Here is a 19,255-nt window from a genome sequence, read left to right as displayed (position 1 = left end):
ACATGGCGGTGGAACTGATACTGCCGCGCGTCGACATGGACATGAGCGAAGGCAAGATCGCGCATTGGTACGTCAAGAACGGCGACACCGTCACCAAGGGCCAGGTCGTGTTCGAGATCGAGACCGACAAGGCGACGATGGAGATCGACGCGGCTGCCGACGGCATCGTGCAGGGCATAGATGGCGTGGTCGGCGTGACCATGCCGGTCGGGCAGATCGTCGGCTGGATTCTGCAGCCGGGTGAGGCGCTGCCCGCTACGGGTGCGGTACCTGGTGCGCCGCAGGATGTGGTTCAAGCGCCTGCGCCGGTGACTGCGCAAGCCGGCCCTGAGGTGATTGCCGCAACCCAATCCACACTGCTGCGCGCCACACCGCTGGCCCGCAGCCTCGCGCGTGAACGCGGCATTGATTTGAACAAGGTCAGCGGCTCCGGCCCCGATGGCCGTGTGCTGGCCGCCGACCTGGCGGGTACGAAACGTCCGGCAAGCCAAGTCACCACTGGCGCCCTGAACCTGCACTGGTTTTCGCGCCATGAGGGCGTGCCGCTGGTGATGCTGCATGGTTTCGGCACCTCGCAGGGGTCCTGGCGCCTGCTGGCCGACCAGCTGTGCGACCTTCCGGTGCTCGGCATAGACCTGCCCAACCACGGCAAGTCGCCGCGCGCCGAGGTGGCCTGTTTTGAGGTAGTCGCGCAGATGGTGCTGGACCGGCTGGACAGCGAAGGCATCAACGAAGTCCACCTGCTGGGCCATTCCATGGGCGGCGGCACGGCGCTGGCACTGACGAGCCTGCTCGGTTCCCGCCTGCGCTCGCTGACCCTGCTGGCCCCGGCCGGGCTGGGCCCCGAGATCAACGGTGCTTTTGTGGACGGCATCCTGCGCGCGAACAGCGAAGCCAGCCTGCGCCCCTGGCTGGCCCAATTGTTCGGCGATGCCTCGCGCCTGAGCGGCTCGTTTGTCGCAACGGCCCTGCAGGAACTCGGCAACGAGACCAAACGCGCCGGCCTTGCCGCCATGGCGGCCAGCCTGCTGCCCGACGGCACCCAGGCCGAGTCCTTGCGCAGTCGCCTGGAAGGGCTTGTCATGCCGGTGAAACTGCTCTGGGGTAGGCTGGACCGCGTGCTGCCGATACACCAGGCCGAGGGCCTGCCGGCCACCGTGGCGCTGCACACTTTGCCGGCCGTGGGCCATCTGCCGCAGATCGAGGCGGCGCCGTTGGTCGCCTCCCTGGTGCGGCAGCAACTGGGCGCCTCGGCCTTCGCGTCTTCTTCCCTGCAAACCACATGACATCAACGACCATGCGAATTCTTGTCAGCAACGACGACGGACACCTCTCACCAGGGCTGGCCGCCCTGGAGCGCGCCGCCTCCAGCCTCAGCGACGACGTCTGGGTGGTCGCGCCGCAGGACAAGCGCAGCAGCAAGGGCCACAGCATTTCGCTGCATGAGCCCTTCACCATGACACGCCTGGGCGTGCGGCGTTATGCCTGCTCCGGCACACCGGCCGACTGCGCCATCGCGGCCTTTGCCTGGCTGTTCGCCGACTCGCACAAACCCACGTTGGTGCTTTCGGGCATCAACGACGGCCGCAACATAGCCGAAGACATCGCCTACTCGGGCACCATGGCCATCGCGCGCGAGGCAAGCTTCTGGGGTGTGCCCGCGATCGGTTTTTCCGCGCCCAACGACAGCGATCTTGAATCGCCCGAGGTTGCCGCCTGGCTGGCGCGCCTGGTGCGCCATTTCGGCGAAACCCTGGACGAGTGGCACCATCCTGACACTTGGCTCAGCATCAACCTGCCGGCCGTGCTGCCCGCGCCGCTTCGCCACGCGGCGCCGGGCCGGGCCAAGATCGCGGCCGCGATTACCGCCGAAAAAGCCGGGCCCGACACGACGGTCTTGCGCTATGACAAGGGCCGTGCCGGCGCGGCCCAGGCCGGCGACGAGCAATCGCAGCTCGAAGCAGGGTTTGCGACGGTTTACCGACTGCGCTGGAATGGCTACGCTAGCCTGGAAGACTCGCTGCTGGACGGCATCAACGACGCCGCCCTGCAATCCACCACCCACTCATGACGAGACCGCTTTGGCCATGAACCCCTTCGACTTGCCCCTCAAGGTCTTGCGCCACCTGCCAAGCCCGCTGGACCTGCCCCTGGCGCTCAAGGAGTTGTCGGACGGCATGCGGGCACGTGTGGGGCCGCGGCCGGCTGTCACCGCGAAGAAGCACTTGCCGCTGGTCGACGACAGCCAGGTCAGCGGCATCCAGATAGGCGAGGTCAGCGGCGACGCAGCCATCATCTGGGCGCGCCTGCCCTATGCGGCCGACGTTGAGATCGCCTGGAGCGCGGACGGCGAAGCCGGCCCGTGGCACACGCTGCGCGCGCCGCAGGCACTCGAAGTGACCGACTACACCACGCGTATCCAGCTGGCCGGCCTGCCGCGGAATGCCACGATTTCGCTGGCCGTCACGGCCCACGGGCTGGAGGCCGCCCATGCCGGGCCCTGGGTGCGGCGTTCGGGCTTCCGCTCCGCGCCCGACGCGGCGCGGCCCGTCCGCTTTGCCTGGTCGGCCGATGTCAACGGCCAGGGTTTCGGCATCAACCCCGAGTGGGGTGGCCTCAAGATGTTCGACACCATTCGCCGGCGCGAGCTCGATTTCTTTGTGCACTGCGGCGACACGATTTACGCCGACCACCCGCTGCAGCACCGGGTCGACGACGAGCGCGGCCGCAGCTGGACCAATGTGGTGACCCTGGCCAAGACCCGCGTCGCCGAAAGCATTGAGGACTACCGCGGCAACTTCCGCTACAACTGGCTGGACCCGCATTTCACGAGGTTCTGCGCCGAGGTGCCGCAAATCATCATGTGGGACGACCACGAGGTCGTCAACAACTGGTCGCCCTCGCTGGACCTGATGCGCGACAAGCGCTATGTGGGCAAGGACCTGAAGCTGCTGGCCGCGACGGCCGCCCGCGCCTTCCGCGAATACTCGCCCATGCCGCTGGAAGGCTTCGGCGGTGCCGGCCTGCTGTACCGGCGCGTGCAGTACGGGCCGCTGCTCGACGTGTTTGTCGTCGACATGCAGACGCACCGCGGGCCGAATTCGCACAACACGCAGACCGAAGGGCCGGGCACGGCCTTCCTCGGTGAAGCGCAGGTCAAGTGGCTGCAGCAGGAACTGCTGACGTCCACTGCGCAGTGGAAGGTCATCGCGGCGGGCATGCCCATAGGCACGAATGTGGCCGACGGCCATGACGCCGAGGGCCGGGTGAAGTGGCAGGGCGTGGCCAACGGCGACGACGGTGAGCCCAGCGGCCGTGAGATCGAGCTGGCCGGCCTGCTGTCCTTCATCAAGGCGAACGCCATCCACAACATCGTCTGGCTCTGCGCCGACGTGCATTACACGGCCGCGCATTATTTTGATCCCGAACAGGCGGTGTTCAAGGACTTCCTGCCCTTCTGGGAGTTTGTCTCGGGGCCGTTGCATGCGGGCTCCTACGGCCCCTTCAACCCCGATGCGACCTTCGGCAACCAGGTGCGCTACTCGCGCGCTTCGCCGGTGCGCGGTGCCAGCCCGGCCGCCGGCTACCAGTTTTTCGGCGAGGTCGAGATCGATCCCGTCTCGCGCTGCCTGACCGTCAAGCTCTGTGATCTTGAGGGGGTCGTGCTCCACACGGAGGTCATAGCGCCCCAATAGCCGAAGTTGCCAGGTTTTTCCGTGACCGCATTTTGATAACTAAATAGACAGCTAGGAGACAAAGATGAAACGACGTTCCCTGATCCAGGCGGCCGGCGGGCTGGCCGCGGTTTGCGCCGTGGCGCAGCTGCGGGCCCAGCCTTCGGCGATCTGCAAAATCATCGTGCCCTTCGCGCCCGGCGCGGGCAGCGATGCGATGGCCAGGTTTTTCGGCTCCGAACTCAGCAAGTCCATGGGCCGGCAGTTCGTCATCGACAACCGCACCGGCGCCGGCGGCGCGGTGGGCGCCGACCTGGTGGCCAAGGCGCCGCCCGACGGGCAGACCCTGTTGTTCATCGCCTCGCCCTTCACCACGGTGGCGGCCTCGGGCGGCACGCCCAAATACGACCCGACACAGTTCGCGCCCGTGGCTATCATGGGCGCGGGCCCGCTGCTGTTTGCCGCGCACCCCAGCCTGCCGGGCAACAACCTGCGCGAAGCCATGGACCACGTCAAGACGAGCCCGGGCAAGTACAACTACGGCTCGGCCGGCAACGGCAGCATCAACCATCTGGTGGTGGAACTGCTCAAGCAGCGCACCCACACCGCCATTGTTCACATCCCCTACCGCGGCATTGCGTTCGCGACCACCGACCTGCTGGCCGGCCAGCTCCAGTTCATGACCGGCAGCGTGCCGGCGTTGATGCCCTACATCAAGGACGGCAAGGTCAAGGCCCTGGCGCTGACGTCCAAGGACCGCGCGCCCAGCGTGCCCGGCGTGCCGGGCATGGAGGAGCTCGGCTTCAAGGACTTCGACGTCAACAATTACTGGGGCCTGATGGCGCCCCCGGGCACGCCGGCGGCGATCACCTCGGAGCTCAATGCCGCGGTCAACAAGCTGATCGCCCAGCCCGCCGTCGCCGCCCGGCTGCGCCAGGATGCGACCGAGCCGACCCTGCTCGAAGGCGCGGCGATCTCAGCCTATGTGGCGGCCGACTACCAGCGCTGGAAGCACCTGATCACCTCGACCAATATGAAGCTCGGTTGAGCCGGGGCGCTGCGGGGTTCAGGAGCGCTGGCGCGCGAGTGCCAGCGCTTTTTGCATCGCGGGCCGGTGCTCTATCAGCGAGCGGCTTTGCCAGGCCGGTGGCAGGCCGGTCATCTGGTCGAGAAAACAGGTCGCGGTCGAGCTGTCTTCAGCGATGTTTTCGACGTAGCTGGCCCAGCGCGGGCCGGTGAGCGCGGCCGCATCCAGCGTGAGCGCGGCCGTGCCGGCATTCTTGTGCAGGGCCTGCAGCAGGGTCAGCACAAAACTTGTGAGGGGCACGGCCGCGGCGTTGGCGGGAACATCACGCAGCACGGGGGGCTGGGCTTCCAGCAGTTTTTGCAGCAGCAAGCCCAAAATGAAATGCCGGAAATCGGCGGCGTCGAGCGCCTCGTAGGGCGCATACAGCTCGACCAGTTCGGCCCAGGAAAAAAACGCCTTCGCCAGGCTCTCTTCATCCACCGACCAGCTGGTGGAAGGCGCCACGGCATGGCTTTGCAGCGCCTGGCCGAAGGCCTGCCTGAACCAGCTCCAGCTCTGCACCCTGGAATGCAGGGCGGGCTCGCCGGCCCATTCCGCCGCTAGCGGCTCAAGGATGGAGGCTGTCATGGGACTCGCTGGGGCCCGCAGCCTAGCTGGTTTTGCGAACCCGCAGCAGCTCGTCCAGGATCAGGCAGGCCGCGCCTATGGTGATGGCCGCGTCGGCGACATTGAACGAGGGGAAATACCAGCCCGCCCAGTGGAACTGCAGGAAGTCCACGACGTAGCCGTGCAGCGTGCGGTCTATGACATTGCCCAGCGCGCCGCCCAGGATGCAGGCCAGCGCGAAGGAGAACAGCTTTTGCCCGGCATGCGAGCGCAGCATCCAGATGATGAACAGCGCCGCGGCGACGCCGATGGCGGTGAAGAACCAACGCTGCCAGCCCGAGGCCTCAGCCAGGAAGGAGAAGGCCGCGCCGGTGTTGTGCACCCGCACGACGTTGAAGAAGCTGGTCACGTAAGTGGAGTCGCCCAGGCGGTAGTAGCCCAGGATCAGCACCTTGGTGAACTGGTCGGCGATGAGGATGATCAGCGCCAGGCCCAGCCAGGGCAGCAGCGAGCTGGGGGAACGGGTGAAGGTGGTTTTTGGCATCAGGCGAACTTCCGATCTTCACCGGCGCCGAACAGGTTGCTGGTGCAGCGGCCGCAAATTGTCGGGTGGGAGGGGTCATGGCCCACGTCGGCGCGGTAGTGCCAGCAGCGCTCGCATTTGGCATCGCTGCTAGGCGTCACCTGGGTCGACACCGCATTAGCGGCGGCCACTTCGATGGCGGAGGTGATGAAGACGAACTTCAGGTCTTCACCGAGGCCGGCCAGCAGCGCGTGGTCGTCGGCCGGCACTTCGAGCACCACGTTGGCTTGCAGCGAGGAGCCGACCTTGCCGTCGGCGCGCAGGGTTTCGATGTCCTTGTTGACCGCGTCGCGCAACTCGCGGATGCGCGCCCACTTGGCCAGCAGCGCCGCGTCGGGTGCGGGGAACTCGGCATAGGTTTCCATGAAGATGGATTCGGACTTCCCGAACACCTTCCAGGCTTCTTCCGCCGTGAAGCTCAGGAAAGGTGCCATCCAGCGCAACATGGCGTGCGTGATGCGCCAGAGCGCGGTCTGCGCGCTGCGGCGGGCCAGCGATTTGGGGCCGGTGGTGTAGAGCCGGTCTTTCAGGATGTCGAGGTAGAAAGAGCCCAGGTCTTCGCTGCAATAGATCTGCAGCTTGGAGACCACCGGGTGGAATTCATAGACCTCGTAGTGCGCCAGGATGTCGGCCTGCAACTGCGCCGCGCGGCTCAGCGCGTAGCGGTCGATCTCCAGCATCTGCTCCAGCGGCACGGCATCCTTGGCCGGGTCGAAGTCGCTGACGTTGGCCATCAGGAAGCGCAGGGTATTGCGGATGCGGCGGTAAGCGTCGACCACGCGGGCCAGGATCTTGTCGTCGATGCCCAGGTCGCCCGAGTAGTCGGTCGACGCGCACCACAGGCGGATGATCTCGGCGCCCAGCTTGTCGCTGACTTCCTGCGGCACCACGACGTTGCCTTCGCTCTTGCTCATCTTGCGGCCCTTGCCGTCGACGGTGAAGCCGTGCGTCAGCAGGCCCTTGTAGGGCGCGCGGTCGTACATGGCGCAGGCGGTGAGCAGCGAGGAATGGAACCAGCCGCGGTGCTGGTCGTGGCCTTCGAGGTAAAGGTCGGCCGGCCAGGTCGACTGCGCGGCGTGGCTGTGGCGCAGCACGTGGTCGTGCGTGGTGCCGGAGTCGAACCAGACGTCGAGGATGTCGGTGCTCTTGATGTAGTCGGCGGCTTCGGCGCCCAGGATGGATTCGGCGCTGGCCTTGCTCCAGGCCTCGATGCCGCCGGCTTCCACCATGCGGGCGGCCTGGTCCATGATTTCCATGGTGCGCGGGTGCAGCTCGCCGGTGGCGGTGTGGATGAAAAAGGGCAGGGGCACGCCCCAGTTGCGCTGGCGGCTGATGCACCAGTCGGGGCGGCCGGCGATCATGTCGCGCAGGCGGACCTTGCCGTTTTCAGGGTAGAAGCTGGTTTCCTCGATGGCGGCCAGGGCCAGCTCGCGCAGGGTCTTGCCGGCCTTGTCGCTGGCGAACACGCCCTGGGTGCCGGCGGTTTCGCCGTCCATGCGGATGAACCACTGGGCCGCCGCGCGGTAGATCACCGGCGTCTTGTGGCGCCAGCAGTGCGGGTAGCTGTGCAGGATGTCCTGCGTCGCAAAAAGGCGGCCGTGCTCGCGCAGTTTTTCGATGACCAGCGGCGCGGCCTTCCAGATGTTGAGGCCGCCGAACATCGGCAGTTCGTCGACATAACGGCCGTTGCCCTGCACCGGGTTCAGGATGTCGTCATAGGCAATGCCGTTGGCCACGCAGGAGTTAAAGTCTTCCACGCCGTAGGCGGGTGAGGAGTGCACGATACCGGTGCCGTCGTCGGCGGTGGCGTAGTCGGCCAGGAAGACGGGGCTGAAGCGGTGGTAGCCCGGATCGACGTCATAAAACGGATGCTCGAAGTTGATCTTCGCAAGGTTTTCGCCCTTGGTGACGGCAATGACGCGTCCTTGCAGCTGGAAGCGCTCCAGGCATTTGTCGACCAGCACCGAGGCCAGCACCAGCAATCCGCGCTCGGTGTCCACCAGCGAATATTCGAGCTCCGGGTTCAGGTTCAGCGCCTGGTTGGCGGGGATGGTCCAGGCGGTCGTCGTCCAGATGACCGCGAAGGCGTCCTTGCCCAGCGTGGCCTGGCCGAAAGCCAGTGCCAGCTTTTGCGGCTCGGCGCATTTGAAGCCGACGTCCAGCGTCTGCGATTTCTTGTCGGCGTATTCGATCTCAAACTCGGCCAGCGAGGAGCCGCAGTCAAAACACCAGTACACGGGCTTCAGGCCGCGGTAGACGAAGCCGCGTTCCATGATGCGTTTGAGCGCGCGGATTTCATTGGCCTCGTTGCCGAAATCCATGGTTCGGTAGGGGTTGTCCCATTCGCCGAGCACGCCCAGGCGCTTGAAGTCGGCCCGCTGGCCCTCGATCTGTTCGGTGGCGAAGGCGCGGCTCTTGGCCTGCACCTCGTCACGCGGCAGGTTGCGGCCGTGCAGTTTTTCGATGGCGTTTTCGATCGGCAGGCCGTGGCAGTCCCAGCCGGGCACGTAGATCGCGTCCAGGCCCTTGAGCTGGCGCGCCTTGACGATCATGTCCTTGAGGACCTTGTTGACGGCGTGGCCGATGTGGATCTTGCCGTTGGCATAGGGCGGGCCGTCGTGCAGCACGAATTTGGGCTTGCCGGCGCGCACGTCGCGCAGCTTCTTGTAAATGCCTTTGTCGTCCCATTCCTTGGCCCAGCCGGCCTCGCGCTTGGGCAGGTCGCCGCGCATGGGAAACGGGGTGTCTGGCAGGTTCAGGGTGCTGCGGTAATCGGTTTTGGTCTCGGACATGGGATGCTTTTGTTAGGGCGGCCTGAGGGAGCGGGGCCGCCGGCAATACGGTGGGGAGGAAAGCCATCCGCCGTGAGAGCAGGGCGGGGCCAGAGGCGACGAGATCGTCTAAATTCGGTCGCGCGTGGTCTGGCGGCTGGTTTCCGTGTGCATGGCGGCTGAAAACGACTGCGGCGCCTGGGCAAAAAACGCCCGAGCCTCGTCGCAGTCCTTGGCGATGCCTGTTTTCAGGCTCTCCAGGCTGTCGTATTTCAGTTCGTCGTGCAGTTTGTGCAGCAGTTCCACGCGGATGATTTTACCGTATGCCCCCTCGGGCCCAAGGCCGGCGGGCCATTCGAGGCAATGCGTCTCCAGCAGCACACGCCCGCCGTTGACGTCGGCCGGGTCCAGCGAGGGCCGTATGCCCAGGTTGGCCACGCCTGGGAGGGGCTTGTCGCCCAGGCCGTGCACCTGCACCGCGAAAATCCCGCCGGCCGCCGGTTTCCAGTGCGAAAAGCGCAGGTTGAGGGTGCGAAAACCGAGGTCGCGCCCGAGTTTTCGGCCATGGACCACGTGGCCGGAGACGCTGTAGGGCCGGCCCAGCAGGCCGGCGACGCGGTCCATGCGGCCCTGGGCCAGCGCCTCGCGCACGGCCGAGCTCGACACCCGGGTGCCATGCACTTCATAGCTGTTCATGCGGGCGACGTCAAAACCCAGGCGCTCGCCGGCGGCGTCCAGCATGGCGTAGTCGCCCACGCGCTTGGCGCCGAAGCGGAAGTCGTCGCCCACCAGCACGTACTGGACGCCCAGGCCGCGCACCAGCACGTCCTGGATAAAGGCCTCGGCCGGCTGGCCGGCCAGGGCGGCGTTAAAGGGCAGCACCACGCACTGGTCTATGCCGCAGCGCGCGAGTTCGGTGAGCTTGTCGCGCAGGGTGGCGATACGCGCCGGCGCCAGTTCGGGCTTGCGCGCCATGGCCGCGAAATAGTCGCGCGGATGGGGCTCGAAGCTCATCACGCAGCTGGGCACGCCCCGGTGCTGGGCCTCGTTTTTCAGCAGCGCCAGCATGGCCTGGTGGCCGCGGTGCACGCCGTCGAAGTTGCCTATGGTCAGGGCGCAGTGTTCGGCCAGCTGGGGATGGTGGTAGCCACGGAAAACTTTCATGGGGGCAATTATCGTTTTTGTAGCGCGGGAGCCCGGCCAAACGGGGCTTGAACGTGGTTAATGGGGGATTTGGGGGCGTTTTTCATGATTTCACTGTATATTGATACACAGTTAGCCCAGTACCCCGTTTCCATGCGTCGTCCACCTTGATGGAGGTTCGTTTTGAAGGTCTTGAAGCTCTCAGCCCAGGGATTGCCACAGTCGTGGATCAGCCTTGAACAAGCCGTGTTGCACTACGCGGCCGACGAGGTGCGCTGGGAGATGGGCGCGCGGGTGGTGGTCTTCCACGGAGGCCACAACGCCATCACGGGCCAGCAGTCCATCATCACGGTCAACAGCATCATCGGCACCAAGGGTGTGCCCAACATCAACCCCTTCGACCTCAAACCGGGCCTGACCAACGGCAAGCTGTTCGCCCGCGACCGCAATGTGTGCGCCTACTGCGGCGGGCATTTCCATGAGGAAGACCTGACGCGCGAGCACATCATCCCCTTCGCGCAGAACGGCATAGACACCTGGATGAACGTGGTGACGGCCTGCCGCGCCTGCAACCACCGCAAGAGCAGCCGCACGCCCGAGCAGGCCCACATGCCGCTGCTGTACACGCCTTATGTGCCCAGCCTCTGGGAAGACTTCATCCTGCGCAACCGCCGCATCCTGGCGGACCAGATGGAGTTCTTGATGGCGCATATTCCCAAAACCTCACGCTTGCACGCGTGAGGCTCTGGGGGCGGCTCAGGCAAATACGCCAGCCGTCTCCTGCATCCGCTCCGACACCTCGCCCAGGTGGTGCAGCGTGTCGCCAAACGTCATTTCCAGCTGGGTCAGCTTCTTGAAGTAGTGGCTCACGATGTATTCGTCGGTCACGCCTATGCCGCCGTGCAGTTGCACCGCCTGCTGGCCGACAAAACGCATGGACACGCCGAGCTGGTATTTGGCGCGGGCCAGTGCCGTGCGGCGTTCGTCGGCCGGGGCGTTGAGCTTGAGCGAGGCGTAATAGCTCATGGAGCGGGCGAGCTCCAGCTGCATCTTCATGTCGGCCACGCGGTGGCGCAGGGCCTGGAAGCTGCTGATGGCCACGCCGAACTGCTTGCGGGTGTTCATGTACTCGACGGTGATGGCCAGGGTCTTGTCCATCACGCCCACGGCCTCGGCGCAAGCCGCGGCGATGCCGATGTCGACCGCCTGGGCCAGGGCCGTGAGGCAGTTCAGCGTGATCAGCGCGGCCGGCGCGTTCTTGAGCACCACCTCGGCGGCGCGGCCACCGTCCTGGGTGCCGTAGCCGCGCGTCGTGACGCCGGCTGCCGCGCGTTCAACCAGGAACAGCGCGAGCTTGCCCTTGGCCATTGCGGGCACGATGAAGGCATCCGCCTGGTCGCCGGCAGGGACTATGCTTTTGGTGCCGTTCAGCGTCCAGGCGTCGCCGGACGCGGTGGCCGTGGCCTCGCATTTCTCAAAATCGTAGCGCGCCGCGCGTTCCTGGTAGGCCAGCACGACCAGGCTTTCACCGGAAGCGATGTTCGGCAGCCAGGCGGCCTTGACGGCGGCCGGCGCGTAGCCGGCAAGCACGGCGCCGGCGATCAGCGCCTGGGCAAAGGGCTCCAGCACGATGCCGCGGCCCAGCTCTTCCATCACCACCATGCCCTCGACGGGGCCCATGCCCAGGCCGCCGTCGGCCTCGGGGATGTAGAGGCCGGTCAGGCCCAGTTCGGCGATCTGGCCGTAAGCCTCGCGCGAGAAACCGCCGGCTTTGGCGATGCCGCGGCGGCGCTCGAAGTCGTAGCCCTTGTCCACCCATTTGCGCACGGCGTCGCGCAGCTGTTCCTGGTCGTCGGTGAAATCGAAATCCATGATGTGTTTCCTGTTTTCTGTGCGACTGCTTAGCCGAGGACGACTTGCGAGACGATGTTTCGCTGCACTTCGTTGGAGCCGCCGTAAATCGTGGTTTTGCGCATATTGAAGTAGGTGGACGCCAGCGGCGCGTCGCCCGCCAGGCCGCCGGGGAAGTCGCCCTGCCAGCCGGCTTCCATGGCTTCTTCGATGAAAGGCAGGCTGAAGGGACCGGCGGCCAGCATCATGAGTTCGCTGTAGCGCTGCTGGATTTCGCTGCCGCGTATCTTGAGCAGGCCCGCGATGTCCAGCGAGTTCTTTCCCGATTTTTCGGCCGAGAGCACGCGCAGCACCAGCATTTCAAGCGCCACCACGTCGACTTCGAGCTTGGCGATCTCGTCGCGAAAGCGCTGGTCGTCATAGACGCCTTCGGCCTTGGCGATGCGCTTCAGGCGCTCGAGCTCGCGTTTGGCGCGGTTCACGTCGGCGATATTGGTGCGTTCGTGGCTCAGCAGGTGCTTGGCGTAAGTCCAGCCCTTGTTCTCTTCGCCGATCAGGTTCTCGGCCGGCACTTCGACGTTGTCGAACCAGACTTCATTGACCTCGGCCTCGCCGTCCAGCAGCACGATGGGGCGCACCGTCACGCCGGGCGACTTCATGTCGATCAGCAAAAAGGAGATGCCGGTCTGCGGCTTGCCTTCGGTGCTGGTGCGGACCAGGCAGAAAATCCATTCGCCGTACTGGCCCAGCGTGGTCCAGGTCTTCTGGCCGTTGACGATGTATTTGTCGCCCTGGCGCTCGGCCCGGCACTTGACCGAGGCCAGGTCGGAGCCCGAGCCCGGCTCGCTGTAACCCTGGCTCCACCAGACTTCGCCGCTGGCAATGCCGGGCAGGAAGCGCTTTTGCTGCTCGGCGGTACCGAAAGCCATGATCACAGGCGCCACCATCACCGGGCCGAAGGGCACAACGCGCGGCGCGCCAGCCAGCGCGCACTCTTCTTCAAACAAATGTTTTTGCACCGCATTCCAGCCCGGGCCGCCGAATTCCTTGGGCCAGCCGTGGCCCAGCCAGCCTTTTTTGCCGAGGATTTTTGCCCAGCGCTGCATGTCATCACGCGTCAGCCGCAGGGCGTTGTGCACCTTGTGCGAAATGTCGGCCGGCAGGTTGGCATGAACCCAGGCGCGTATCTCTTCGCGAAAGGCCTGTTCTTCAGGGGTGAAAGCTAAATCCATGGTGGGATGTCTCCAGGTTGTCGGGGTGTCCGCAGTCGGTCGCCTGCGGTCAATTTCTTATTTTTAGCACGGTCGTTCGCAATTTTATGTCTCAGTTGGGACATCGGCAAAACGGACGCTGGCCGGGTTCCTGCCCCGTTCTAAACTAGAGGGCTATGGCCAGCGCGAACAAACCGAACAAAAACATCGTCATCCTGATTTCCGGCAGCGGCTCCAACATGGCCGCCATTGCCCGCGCGGCGGACAAGGAAGGCTGGCGCGGCCTCTACGGCGCCCAGGTGGCCGCCGTGATCAGCAACCGGGCCGACGCCGCCGGGCTGGAACTGGCCGAAGGCCTGGGCATCGCCACCGCTGTGGTGCCGCACAAGGCCTTTGATTCGCGCGAGGCTTTTGACGCCGAATTGATGGCGCGTATAGACGGCTATATGCCGGCGCTGGTGGTGCTGGCCGGCTTCATGCGCATCCTGACGCCCGGCTTTGTGCGGCACTACGCGGGGCGGCTCATCAACATCCATCCCTCGCTGTTGCCGGCCTTCACTGGCCTTAACACGCACCAGCGCGCGATTGACGCCGGCTGCAAGGTGGCGGGCGCCACGGTGCACCAGGTGACGGCCGAACTCGACCACGGTGCCACCCTGGCCCAGGCCGTGGTGCCGGTGCTGCCGGGTGACACGGCCGAAACCCTGGCCGCGCGTGTACTCACGCAGGAGCACCTGATCTTTCCGCAAGCCGTGCGTGGGTTTTTCGAACGCGGCGACTGAAGTTTTCCGGCTCGCAGGCAAGCGGGCTTGCTTCTTGTCGCCAGTGATGGCCTTGAAAAAAAGTTGAAACCGGATCTGTTTTGAATCCAGCGGGGCCTGCGCCCCGTATTCATCACAGCCGCTTGAATCCCTGTGATTTCGGCTTTTGGTTCATCCCGGTTCAACTTTTTCAAAGGACTTCACATGCAGACCCAACATAAACTCGCTTCCCTCGGTGTGGCGCTGGCCCTGTCGCTCGCCGCGATTCCTTCGTTCGCGCAAGTCATGGTGGGCGGCGCGCCCATGCTGGCCAGCAAGGACATCATTGACAATGCCGTCAATTCCAAGGACCACACCACGCTGGTCGCGGCGGTCAAGGCCGCGGGCCTGGTCGACACGCTCAAAGGCCCGGGCCCGTTCACGGTGTTCGCCCCCACCAACGCGGCCTTCGCGGCGCTGCCCGCCGGCACGGTGGACACCTTGCTCAAGCCCGAGAACAAGGGCATGCTGACCGGCGTTCTGACCTACCACGTGGTGGCCGGAAAATGGGACGCCGCCGCCATCGGCAAGATGATTGCCGACGGCAAGGGCATGGCCTCCATCAAGACAGTAGCTGGCGGCACGCTGGTGGCTAAATCAAGCGGCGGCAAGATCACGGTGACCGATGAAAAAGGCGGCGTGGCCGCCGTGAGCATCGCCGACGTTTACCAGTCCAACGGCGTGATCCACGTGGTCGACAAGGTGCTGTTGCCCAAGTAAGCGACTCGAGGAAAGGGCAAAGTTCTCAGGCCCGCGCGCGGCATGGCTGTGCGCGGGCCTTGTTGCGTCCGCTTCGAAGGGGTCAGTGGGTTGGGGGCTGGGGAATGTCCGGCGCTTCCCTGGCCGCTTCCACCACCGCCAGGTAGGCCTCTTCCATGTCGCAGGTCTTGTGCTGCGACAGCCATTCGTCGACGGTGCCGATAAAACGCAGGCTGCCGGCGTGCAGGATGGCGACGCGGTCGGCCAGGTCTTCGACATCCGCGAGCGAATGGGTGCTCATCAGCACCGCGCAGCCGGCCTTGCGTTGCAGGCGCAGTTGCTGCCGCACGCGGATGCGGGAGAGCGGGTCCAGGCCGCTCATGGGCTCGTCCAGCACCAGCAACCGGCGCCGCGCCAGGAAAGCCGCCGCCAGGCCGATTTTTTGCGCCATGCCCTTGGAGCATTCGCGCAGCGGCCTGTCGAGGATGTCTTCTTCCAGGTCCAGCTCGGCCAGCATGCCGATGAGTTCCCGTTGCGGAAACACCAGGCCGTGCAATTGCGCCGCGAGCCGGAAATAATCTCGCGCATGCAGCCAGCCGGGCGGCGAGAAACGTTCAGGCACATAGGCAAGCTGCTCACGTGAAAGCGGCCGGCCGTGGTCCTGGCCGAAGAGGGTCAGGGCGCCCGAGGTGGGGGCGGCCAGGTCCAGCAGGCATTTGATCAAGGTGGTCTTGCCCGCGCCGTTCATTCCCAGCAAAGCCAGGCATTCGCCGGGATGGACCTCGAGCGAAACATCGGCCAGCGCCGCGCGAGCCTGAGATGCGCCGTAGTTTTTGTAGACCTGGCGTGCCTGCAGCGCCGGCTGTTGAAGGGCGTTCATTTCTGTTCCAGTTCCTTGAGGGTCTGCGTCAGAAAGCGCAGCTCGTTGTCGTCGTGGATTTGCCCGCTGGCCAGCAGCGCGCCCAGCAACGCCCTGGCGGTGTCCAGGTCGTTCTGGCCCATGCGCAGGAAAATCTCCATCTGCCGCGCCCAGGCCGGCACCTGCGACAAGCCTTCCGCGTAGTGCCGCAGTTCGGCTGCGTAGCGCACGGCCAGTTCCGGATCCTTCATCTGAACTTTGGCGACGTAGGCCACATGCGCCATCCAGCGCCAGCGTTGCAGTGGGTCTTGCGGGTACTGGCTGGCGACGAAGTCGGTCATGAGGCGCTGGCGTTCCGGGTCGGGCACCTGGGTGTAAAGCCGCGCGGCCGCCAGCAGCGGGTACTGGCCCTGCGGATCGAGTTGCAGGATGTGCTCCAGCCAGGCGACCACCTGGCCGTAGTCGAGCTCGCGCCAGGGCAGGCTCAGGCCGGGTTGCACGTCGTGCGCCTGCAGGTACAAGTCCAGCATCTTGGCCAGCGGCACTGTATCGTCCAGCGACATGAGGCGCGAGGCGGCCATGCCGGGAGGCCGCCCCAGCGGCTGTGCGCCCGCTTCGGGCACGCCGCGCCACAGCGCCAGCGCGACCTGGCCGGCCAGCAGCAGCGCGAACACGGCCGTCACGCGCGCAGGCGCGCGGCGCGTGCTGCTGGTACGGCGCCAATCAAACTTCACGGCGGTACAAATCTATCAAGGAGGCGCCCGCGCACAGCGCCGCATACCAGAGCGCCCAAGCGCATTGGAGCGCAAGCAGCGTGGCTTGCACCGGCCCGCCCAGCGTCCAGGATGTGGGAGCGAAGCTTGCCAGCGGCGGCAACAGCCAGCCCAGCAGGTCGAAGGTGGCCCGGCCCGCCACCACGTCCCAGGAGGCGGCATCCTGGCCGACGGGGTGCGCGGCCATGAAGCGCGCAACGTCGAGCAGCCGCGCCCAAAGGTAAAAAGCGCAGCAGCCCGCATAAGCCGGCAGCACACGGCGCAAGCCCAGTGAAAAGAACAGGGCCGCCGCCACGACGATGCTGAGCTCCAACGCCAGGGATGCACCCCAGGCCAGTACGCCGGCACGGCCACCGGGCACGGTCATGGTCAGCATGACACCCGTGGCTCCCGCCGCGGCGAGCAGGGCCAGCAGCATGTAACCGGCTTGCCGCCCGACGACGAATTGCGCGCGCGACAAGGGAAAGGCGAGCAGTACCTGGAAGAAACCGCCCTCCATGTCGCGCACCGTGCTGGACACCACGATCAGCGCGAGTGCCAGCACCAGGCCCAGGCGGTAAAGATGCGCGGCCAGCGCCAGCCGGGTTTCCGCTCCTTCGGTCACCGCCATGGAGGCGGCAAAAGCCCCCAACGCGTAGACCGCCGCGAGGAAGAGCAGCAGCAGGCGCGCGCTGCGGCCGCGCCAGGCTTCGATGAGGGTCAGGCGGATGATGGCGGCGAGGGGAGTGAGCTGGCGCGACAGTGTTTGCATTGTTATGGCCACTTTCCGGCGGCGAAGAGTTTGGCGACCAGCAGGGAGGAGGGCATCCAGACCATGAGGTCGTCGAATTCGCCGGTAGTGCTTTTGGCGTCGGTCTGAAATCGGGAGATGAAGACGCCTCCCGAGGTTGATTGGTTCTGGGTTTCATCTATCAAGGTCGTACTGGGGGCAGAGTTGATCGACCCTCCCGGGCGATATGCACCCGAGCCGTTCTTGCCGCGCGAATAGACAACAAAGCTGGCTTTCGTTGACGGCTTGACCACAGCGCCTCCAGTGGTCAGGCAGCCTGGAATACCAGCAGGAACGTCAGCCACCGTCAGCTTGGTGCACCAGACTTCCAGGTTGCTCGCGGTGACCGTGGAGACGCTCGCACCCAGAGGCGCGTAGACGGCATAGTCAAGCCGGTTGCCCCAGCCGTCAACACCCTGGATGCCCAGAGTGGCCCAAGGCAAGCGGCCCACACTTGTGCTTGAGCACCCGCTCGCATCGGCAGATGAGGCTTGACCCTCGGTGTTCGGGTCGATACCCGGATCAGGGCATGGCAGGCTTCCGTTGATAAGGGCGTACCCCAACAAGGCTTGTTGAGCCAATTCGAGATTTGCTTGCGTGGTAGCTATCGCCTTTTGCTCGATGGAGCGGCTTATTGGCACCAGCAAGCCTCCCAGCAAAATCGCCACGATGCCGACCACCAGGGCCAGTTCCACCAGAGTAAAGCCGCCTTGGCGCGTGCCGCAGCGTCGCCGGACAGGGGTCATGGCAATTCCCTCAAGATGTCATTGGAGGTGGGACGCTTGTCAGGCGTGGCGAATGTTCTGGCCTGCGAAACCATGGGGTTGGACAGCGCGCTTCGGTTGGACTGGCTCTCGATACACGGCAGCCATTGATCGAGGACGGTGAGGTTGGAATCCGTCAACCGGCAGCTCGGTTGCTGTTTCCCGCGCATGAGCAGCACCGCTCTGGCTGCGGACGCGACGGGCGGCTTCAATACCGGCGCAGTTGCCGCATTGCAGCTTGCGGCATCGAGAGCGCAGCCTGGTGCGACCGCATAGAAAGCCAGCTGATGCCAATTGTCAAGTGTGGCCTGCGGCGCGATCAACGCCAGATCGAATGTCCGTGTAAGGGGTGCGCCATTGGTATCGACGCCATAGATGTAGGAGCAGCTCTTCGGCAGAAATCCGGTGTACCGGTTCTGCTCGCATATTTCGCCCGGCGCGGCCGCGGCAAACGGCATCCGTTGATCCACTGCGGCGGAGGCATTGATGAGTGCCTGTTTTAACGCATCGGCATTGCGCTGCGTAGCGATGGCTGCATAGTCGTCTGCCATGATCCAGGCGAGCTGGTCATTGACCAGCGATTGTTTGTCGACCGTCCCTGTCAGCTGCTTGAAGGTAATAGTGGGAGGGATGGCTCCGGCGTTGATCTCGCCGGAGTCCAGGTAGCCGGCGACATCAGCGGCCGCACCACCACTGGACGCGGCGCTGGTAGGCGTGGCGCAAGGCTTGTCGGCACTGAGCATGGTGGGGTCGGTGCGTACCTGCGATCCCAGTTTCGCACCCGGCGCAAAAACCACCGCGACAAGCTTTGCCGCCAAGCTGTTTCCGGCTTCATTGACCACCGTGATGGCGCCGTCGCTATCTGCGTTGACAGGCGTTGTGGCCGCGAGATCTGCAGCATCTTTGAAATCTCCGCTGACCGCATACCAAAGGCATCCGCCATCGGCATCGCGCAATGGCGCAAGCCCCAAAGTTTTCCAGGGAAGCAAGCCAATCGCCGGTTGCCGCGCCATGCCGCAGTTGCTGGTGTCCGGGGCTGTGTCGGCAACACCATCACCGTCCCTGTCGGGGCACGGCAAGCGTGTTTTCCGGGTTAGAACATTGGCCGGGTCGCTGCCCACCGCAACATACGCCAGCAGCGCCTCCCTGGCCTGCATCAGCACCTCCTGGTTGATCGATTGCTTCGAGCGCGGCGGATTGCTCGCCACCCACGCGGCCATCGCACCAAAGACGCCGACCGCGACCAGCACCACCATCAGCAGCGCGACAAAACCCCGATGCGGCTTCATTTCGCCACCCCCGGTTTGACTGCCGTCCCCGAAGGCGCCGAAGCCGCTGCGGCCGCGCTGGCGAGCGGGCGCATCAGCGTCTCGCCAATCGCCGCACGCTCTATCTCTCCATCCTGCAGCGGCATTTCCACCCCCAGCACGCGGCCCGCGGCGTCGCGGCGCACGCGCACGCCATAGGGCAGGTCCCGTTCCAGGTAGGGCGTGCCGTTGATCCAGACGGTGGTTTTGCCCTGGGGGCGAAGTGCGATGCCGTCTATGCGCAGCACGGAGGCCAGCGCGCGTGCGGCGGCTTCCTGCGGCGCGGGCTGGCCGAAACGCCTGGCTTCCATCTCGGCCCGCTCGGCTGCCGTGTAGAAAAGCCGTCCCAGACCGTCCTGCCCGGCGAGGGCCAATAGCGGGAGCATGCAACCGCCAAGCAAAAGGGCTGCGAGGGCTT

The 19,255-nt window shown here is 65.3% G+C and carries 19 protein-coding genes; 7 read left to right on the top strand and 12 right to left on the bottom strand.

The annotated features are described in order from the left end of the window. The first annotated feature begins 2 nt into the window (after nt 1–2). The 4 genes from AC1D1F_RS17815 (at nt 3) to AC1D1F_RS17800 (ending at nt 4,722) form a co-directional block, all read left to right on the top strand. Entirely contained in the window at nt 3–1,286 is a 1,284-nt protein-coding gene (locus AC1D1F_RS17815) for an acetoin dehydrogenase dihydrolipoyllysine-residue acetyltransferase subunit (RefSeq protein ID WP_477696514.1), read from the top strand. Between the two features lie 11 nt (nt 1,287–1,297). Next, nucleotides 1,298–2,071: a 5'/3'-nucleotidase SurE gene (locus tag AC1D1F_RS17810; protein ID WP_477696513.1), complete on the top strand. Its 774-nt coding sequence runs from the start codon at nt 1,298–1,300 to the stop codon at nt 2,069–2,071. Between the two features lie 16 nt (nt 2,072–2,087). Further along, a complete protein-coding gene (locus AC1D1F_RS17805) occupies nt 2,088–3,695 on the top strand; it encodes an alkaline phosphatase D family protein (protein ID WP_477696512.1) in 1,608 nt (535 codons plus the stop codon). Nucleotides 3,696–3,759: 64 nt separating this feature from the next. Next, on the top strand, nt 3,760–4,722 hold the full coding sequence (locus AC1D1F_RS17800) for a Bug family tripartite tricarboxylate transporter substrate binding protein (RefSeq protein ID WP_477676037.1): 963 nt from the start codon (nt 3,760–3,762) through the stop codon (nt 4,720–4,722). An 18-nt stretch (nt 4,723–4,740) separates the two neighbouring features. Here the strand turns inward: AC1D1F_RS17800 and AC1D1F_RS17795 are convergent, their stop codons facing one another. From AC1D1F_RS17795 to AC1D1F_RS17780, 4 genes are all read right to left on the bottom strand, one after another. Next, nucleotides 4,741–5,328: a hypothetical protein gene (locus tag AC1D1F_RS17795; protein WP_477676036.1), complete on the bottom strand. Its 588-nt coding sequence runs from the start codon at nt 5,326–5,328 to the stop codon at nt 4,741–4,743. A 22-nt stretch (nt 5,329–5,350) separates the two neighbouring features. Further along, complete coding sequence (lspA, locus tag AC1D1F_RS17790) at nt 5,351–5,851, bottom strand: signal peptidase II (protein WP_477676035.1); 501 nt, start codon at nt 5,849–5,851, stop codon at nt 5,351–5,353. Further along, nucleotides 5,851–8,682 carry an isoleucine--tRNA ligase gene (gene ileS / locus AC1D1F_RS17785; RefSeq protein ID WP_477696511.1) on the bottom strand — a complete coding sequence of 944 codons (2,832 nt, stop codon included), beginning with the start codon at nt 8,680–8,682 and terminating at the stop codon, nt 5,851–5,853. Before ileS ends, lspA begins: the two co-directional genes overlap by 1 nt. Before the next feature lie 108 nt (nt 8,683–8,790). After that, nucleotides 8,791–9,825 carry a bifunctional riboflavin kinase/FAD synthetase gene (locus AC1D1F_RS17780; protein ID WP_477696510.1) on the bottom strand — a complete coding sequence of 345 codons (1,035 nt, stop codon included), beginning with the start codon at nt 9,823–9,825 and terminating at the stop codon, nt 8,791–8,793. A 162-nt stretch (nt 9,826–9,987) separates the two neighbouring features. On the opposite strand from AC1D1F_RS17780, the gene AC1D1F_RS17775 reads away from it, so the two are divergent. Continuing rightward, nucleotides 9,988–10,545 carry an HNH endonuclease gene (locus tag AC1D1F_RS17775; RefSeq protein WP_436153452.1) on the top strand — a complete coding sequence of 186 codons (558 nt, stop codon included), beginning with the start codon at nt 9,988–9,990 and terminating at the stop codon, nt 10,543–10,545. A 15-nt stretch (nt 10,546–10,560) separates the two neighbouring features. On the opposite strand, the gene AC1D1F_RS17770 is transcribed toward AC1D1F_RS17775, so the two are convergent. Beyond that, a complete protein-coding gene (locus AC1D1F_RS17770) occupies nt 10,561–11,676 on the bottom strand; it encodes an acyl-CoA dehydrogenase family protein (RefSeq protein ID WP_477676031.1) in 1,116 nt (371 codons plus the stop codon). Between the two features lie 29 nt (nt 11,677–11,705). Then, entirely contained in the window at nt 11,706–12,887 is a 1,182-nt protein-coding gene (locus AC1D1F_RS17765; RefSeq protein WP_477696509.1) for an acyl-CoA dehydrogenase family protein, read from the bottom strand. 155 nt (nt 12,888–13,042) lie between these two features. Between AC1D1F_RS17765 and purN the strand changes: the two genes are divergently transcribed. Beyond that, nucleotides 13,043–13,648, top strand: a complete 606-nt coding sequence (purN, locus tag AC1D1F_RS17760; RefSeq protein WP_477676029.1) for a phosphoribosylglycinamide formyltransferase — start codon at nt 13,043–13,045, stop codon at nt 13,646–13,648. 183 nt (nt 13,649–13,831) lie between these two features. Continuing rightward, on the top strand, nt 13,832–14,386 hold the full coding sequence (locus tag AC1D1F_RS17755) for a fasciclin domain-containing protein (RefSeq protein ID WP_477676028.1): 555 nt from the start codon (nt 13,832–13,834) through the stop codon (nt 14,384–14,386). Between the two features lie 82 nt (nt 14,387–14,468). Here the strand turns inward: AC1D1F_RS17755 and AC1D1F_RS17750 are convergent, their stop codons facing one another. Genes AC1D1F_RS17750 through AC1D1F_RS17725 form a run of 6 tightly spaced genes read right to left on the bottom strand, consistent with a single transcriptional unit; the run spans nt 14,469 to nt 19,223 of the window. Beyond that, the gene (locus AC1D1F_RS17750) at nt 14,469–15,245 is read right to left on the bottom strand and encodes an ABC transporter ATP-binding protein (RefSeq protein ID WP_477676027.1); all 777 of its coding nucleotides are present in this window, start codon (nt 15,243–15,245) and stop codon (nt 14,469–14,471) included. Continuing rightward, a complete protein-coding gene (locus AC1D1F_RS17745) occupies nt 15,242–15,958 on the bottom strand; it encodes a hypothetical protein (protein WP_477676026.1) in 717 nt (238 codons plus the stop codon). The genes AC1D1F_RS17750 and AC1D1F_RS17745 overlap by 4 nt, the downstream gene beginning before the upstream one ends. Beyond that, on the bottom strand, nt 15,948–16,748 hold the full coding sequence (locus AC1D1F_RS17740; protein WP_477676025.1) for a hypothetical protein: 801 nt from the start codon (nt 16,746–16,748) through the stop codon (nt 15,948–15,950). The genes AC1D1F_RS17745 and AC1D1F_RS17740 overlap by 11 nt, the downstream gene beginning before the upstream one ends. A gap of 2 nt (nt 16,749–16,750) precedes the next feature. Next, a complete protein-coding gene (locus AC1D1F_RS17735) occupies nt 16,751–17,512 on the bottom strand; it encodes a type II secretion system protein (protein WP_477676024.1) in 762 nt (253 codons plus the stop codon). Further along, nucleotides 17,509–18,819, bottom strand: coding sequence for a hypothetical protein (locus tag AC1D1F_RS17730; RefSeq protein WP_477676023.1), 1,311 nt, complete (start codon nt 18,817–18,819; stop codon nt 17,509–17,511). The genes AC1D1F_RS17735 and AC1D1F_RS17730 overlap by 4 nt, the downstream gene beginning before the upstream one ends. Next, nucleotides 18,816–19,223, bottom strand: coding sequence for a hypothetical protein (locus tag AC1D1F_RS17725; protein ID WP_477676022.1), 408 nt, complete (start codon nt 19,221–19,223; stop codon nt 18,816–18,818). The genes AC1D1F_RS17730 and AC1D1F_RS17725 overlap by 4 nt, the downstream gene beginning before the upstream one ends. Between the last annotated feature and the right edge of the window lie 32 nt (nt 19,224–19,255).

The sequence above is a fragment of the Polaromonas sp. P1_H6 genome, from assembly GCF_056405195.1.
This window is presented reverse-complemented; position numbering and strand designations above follow the sequence as displayed.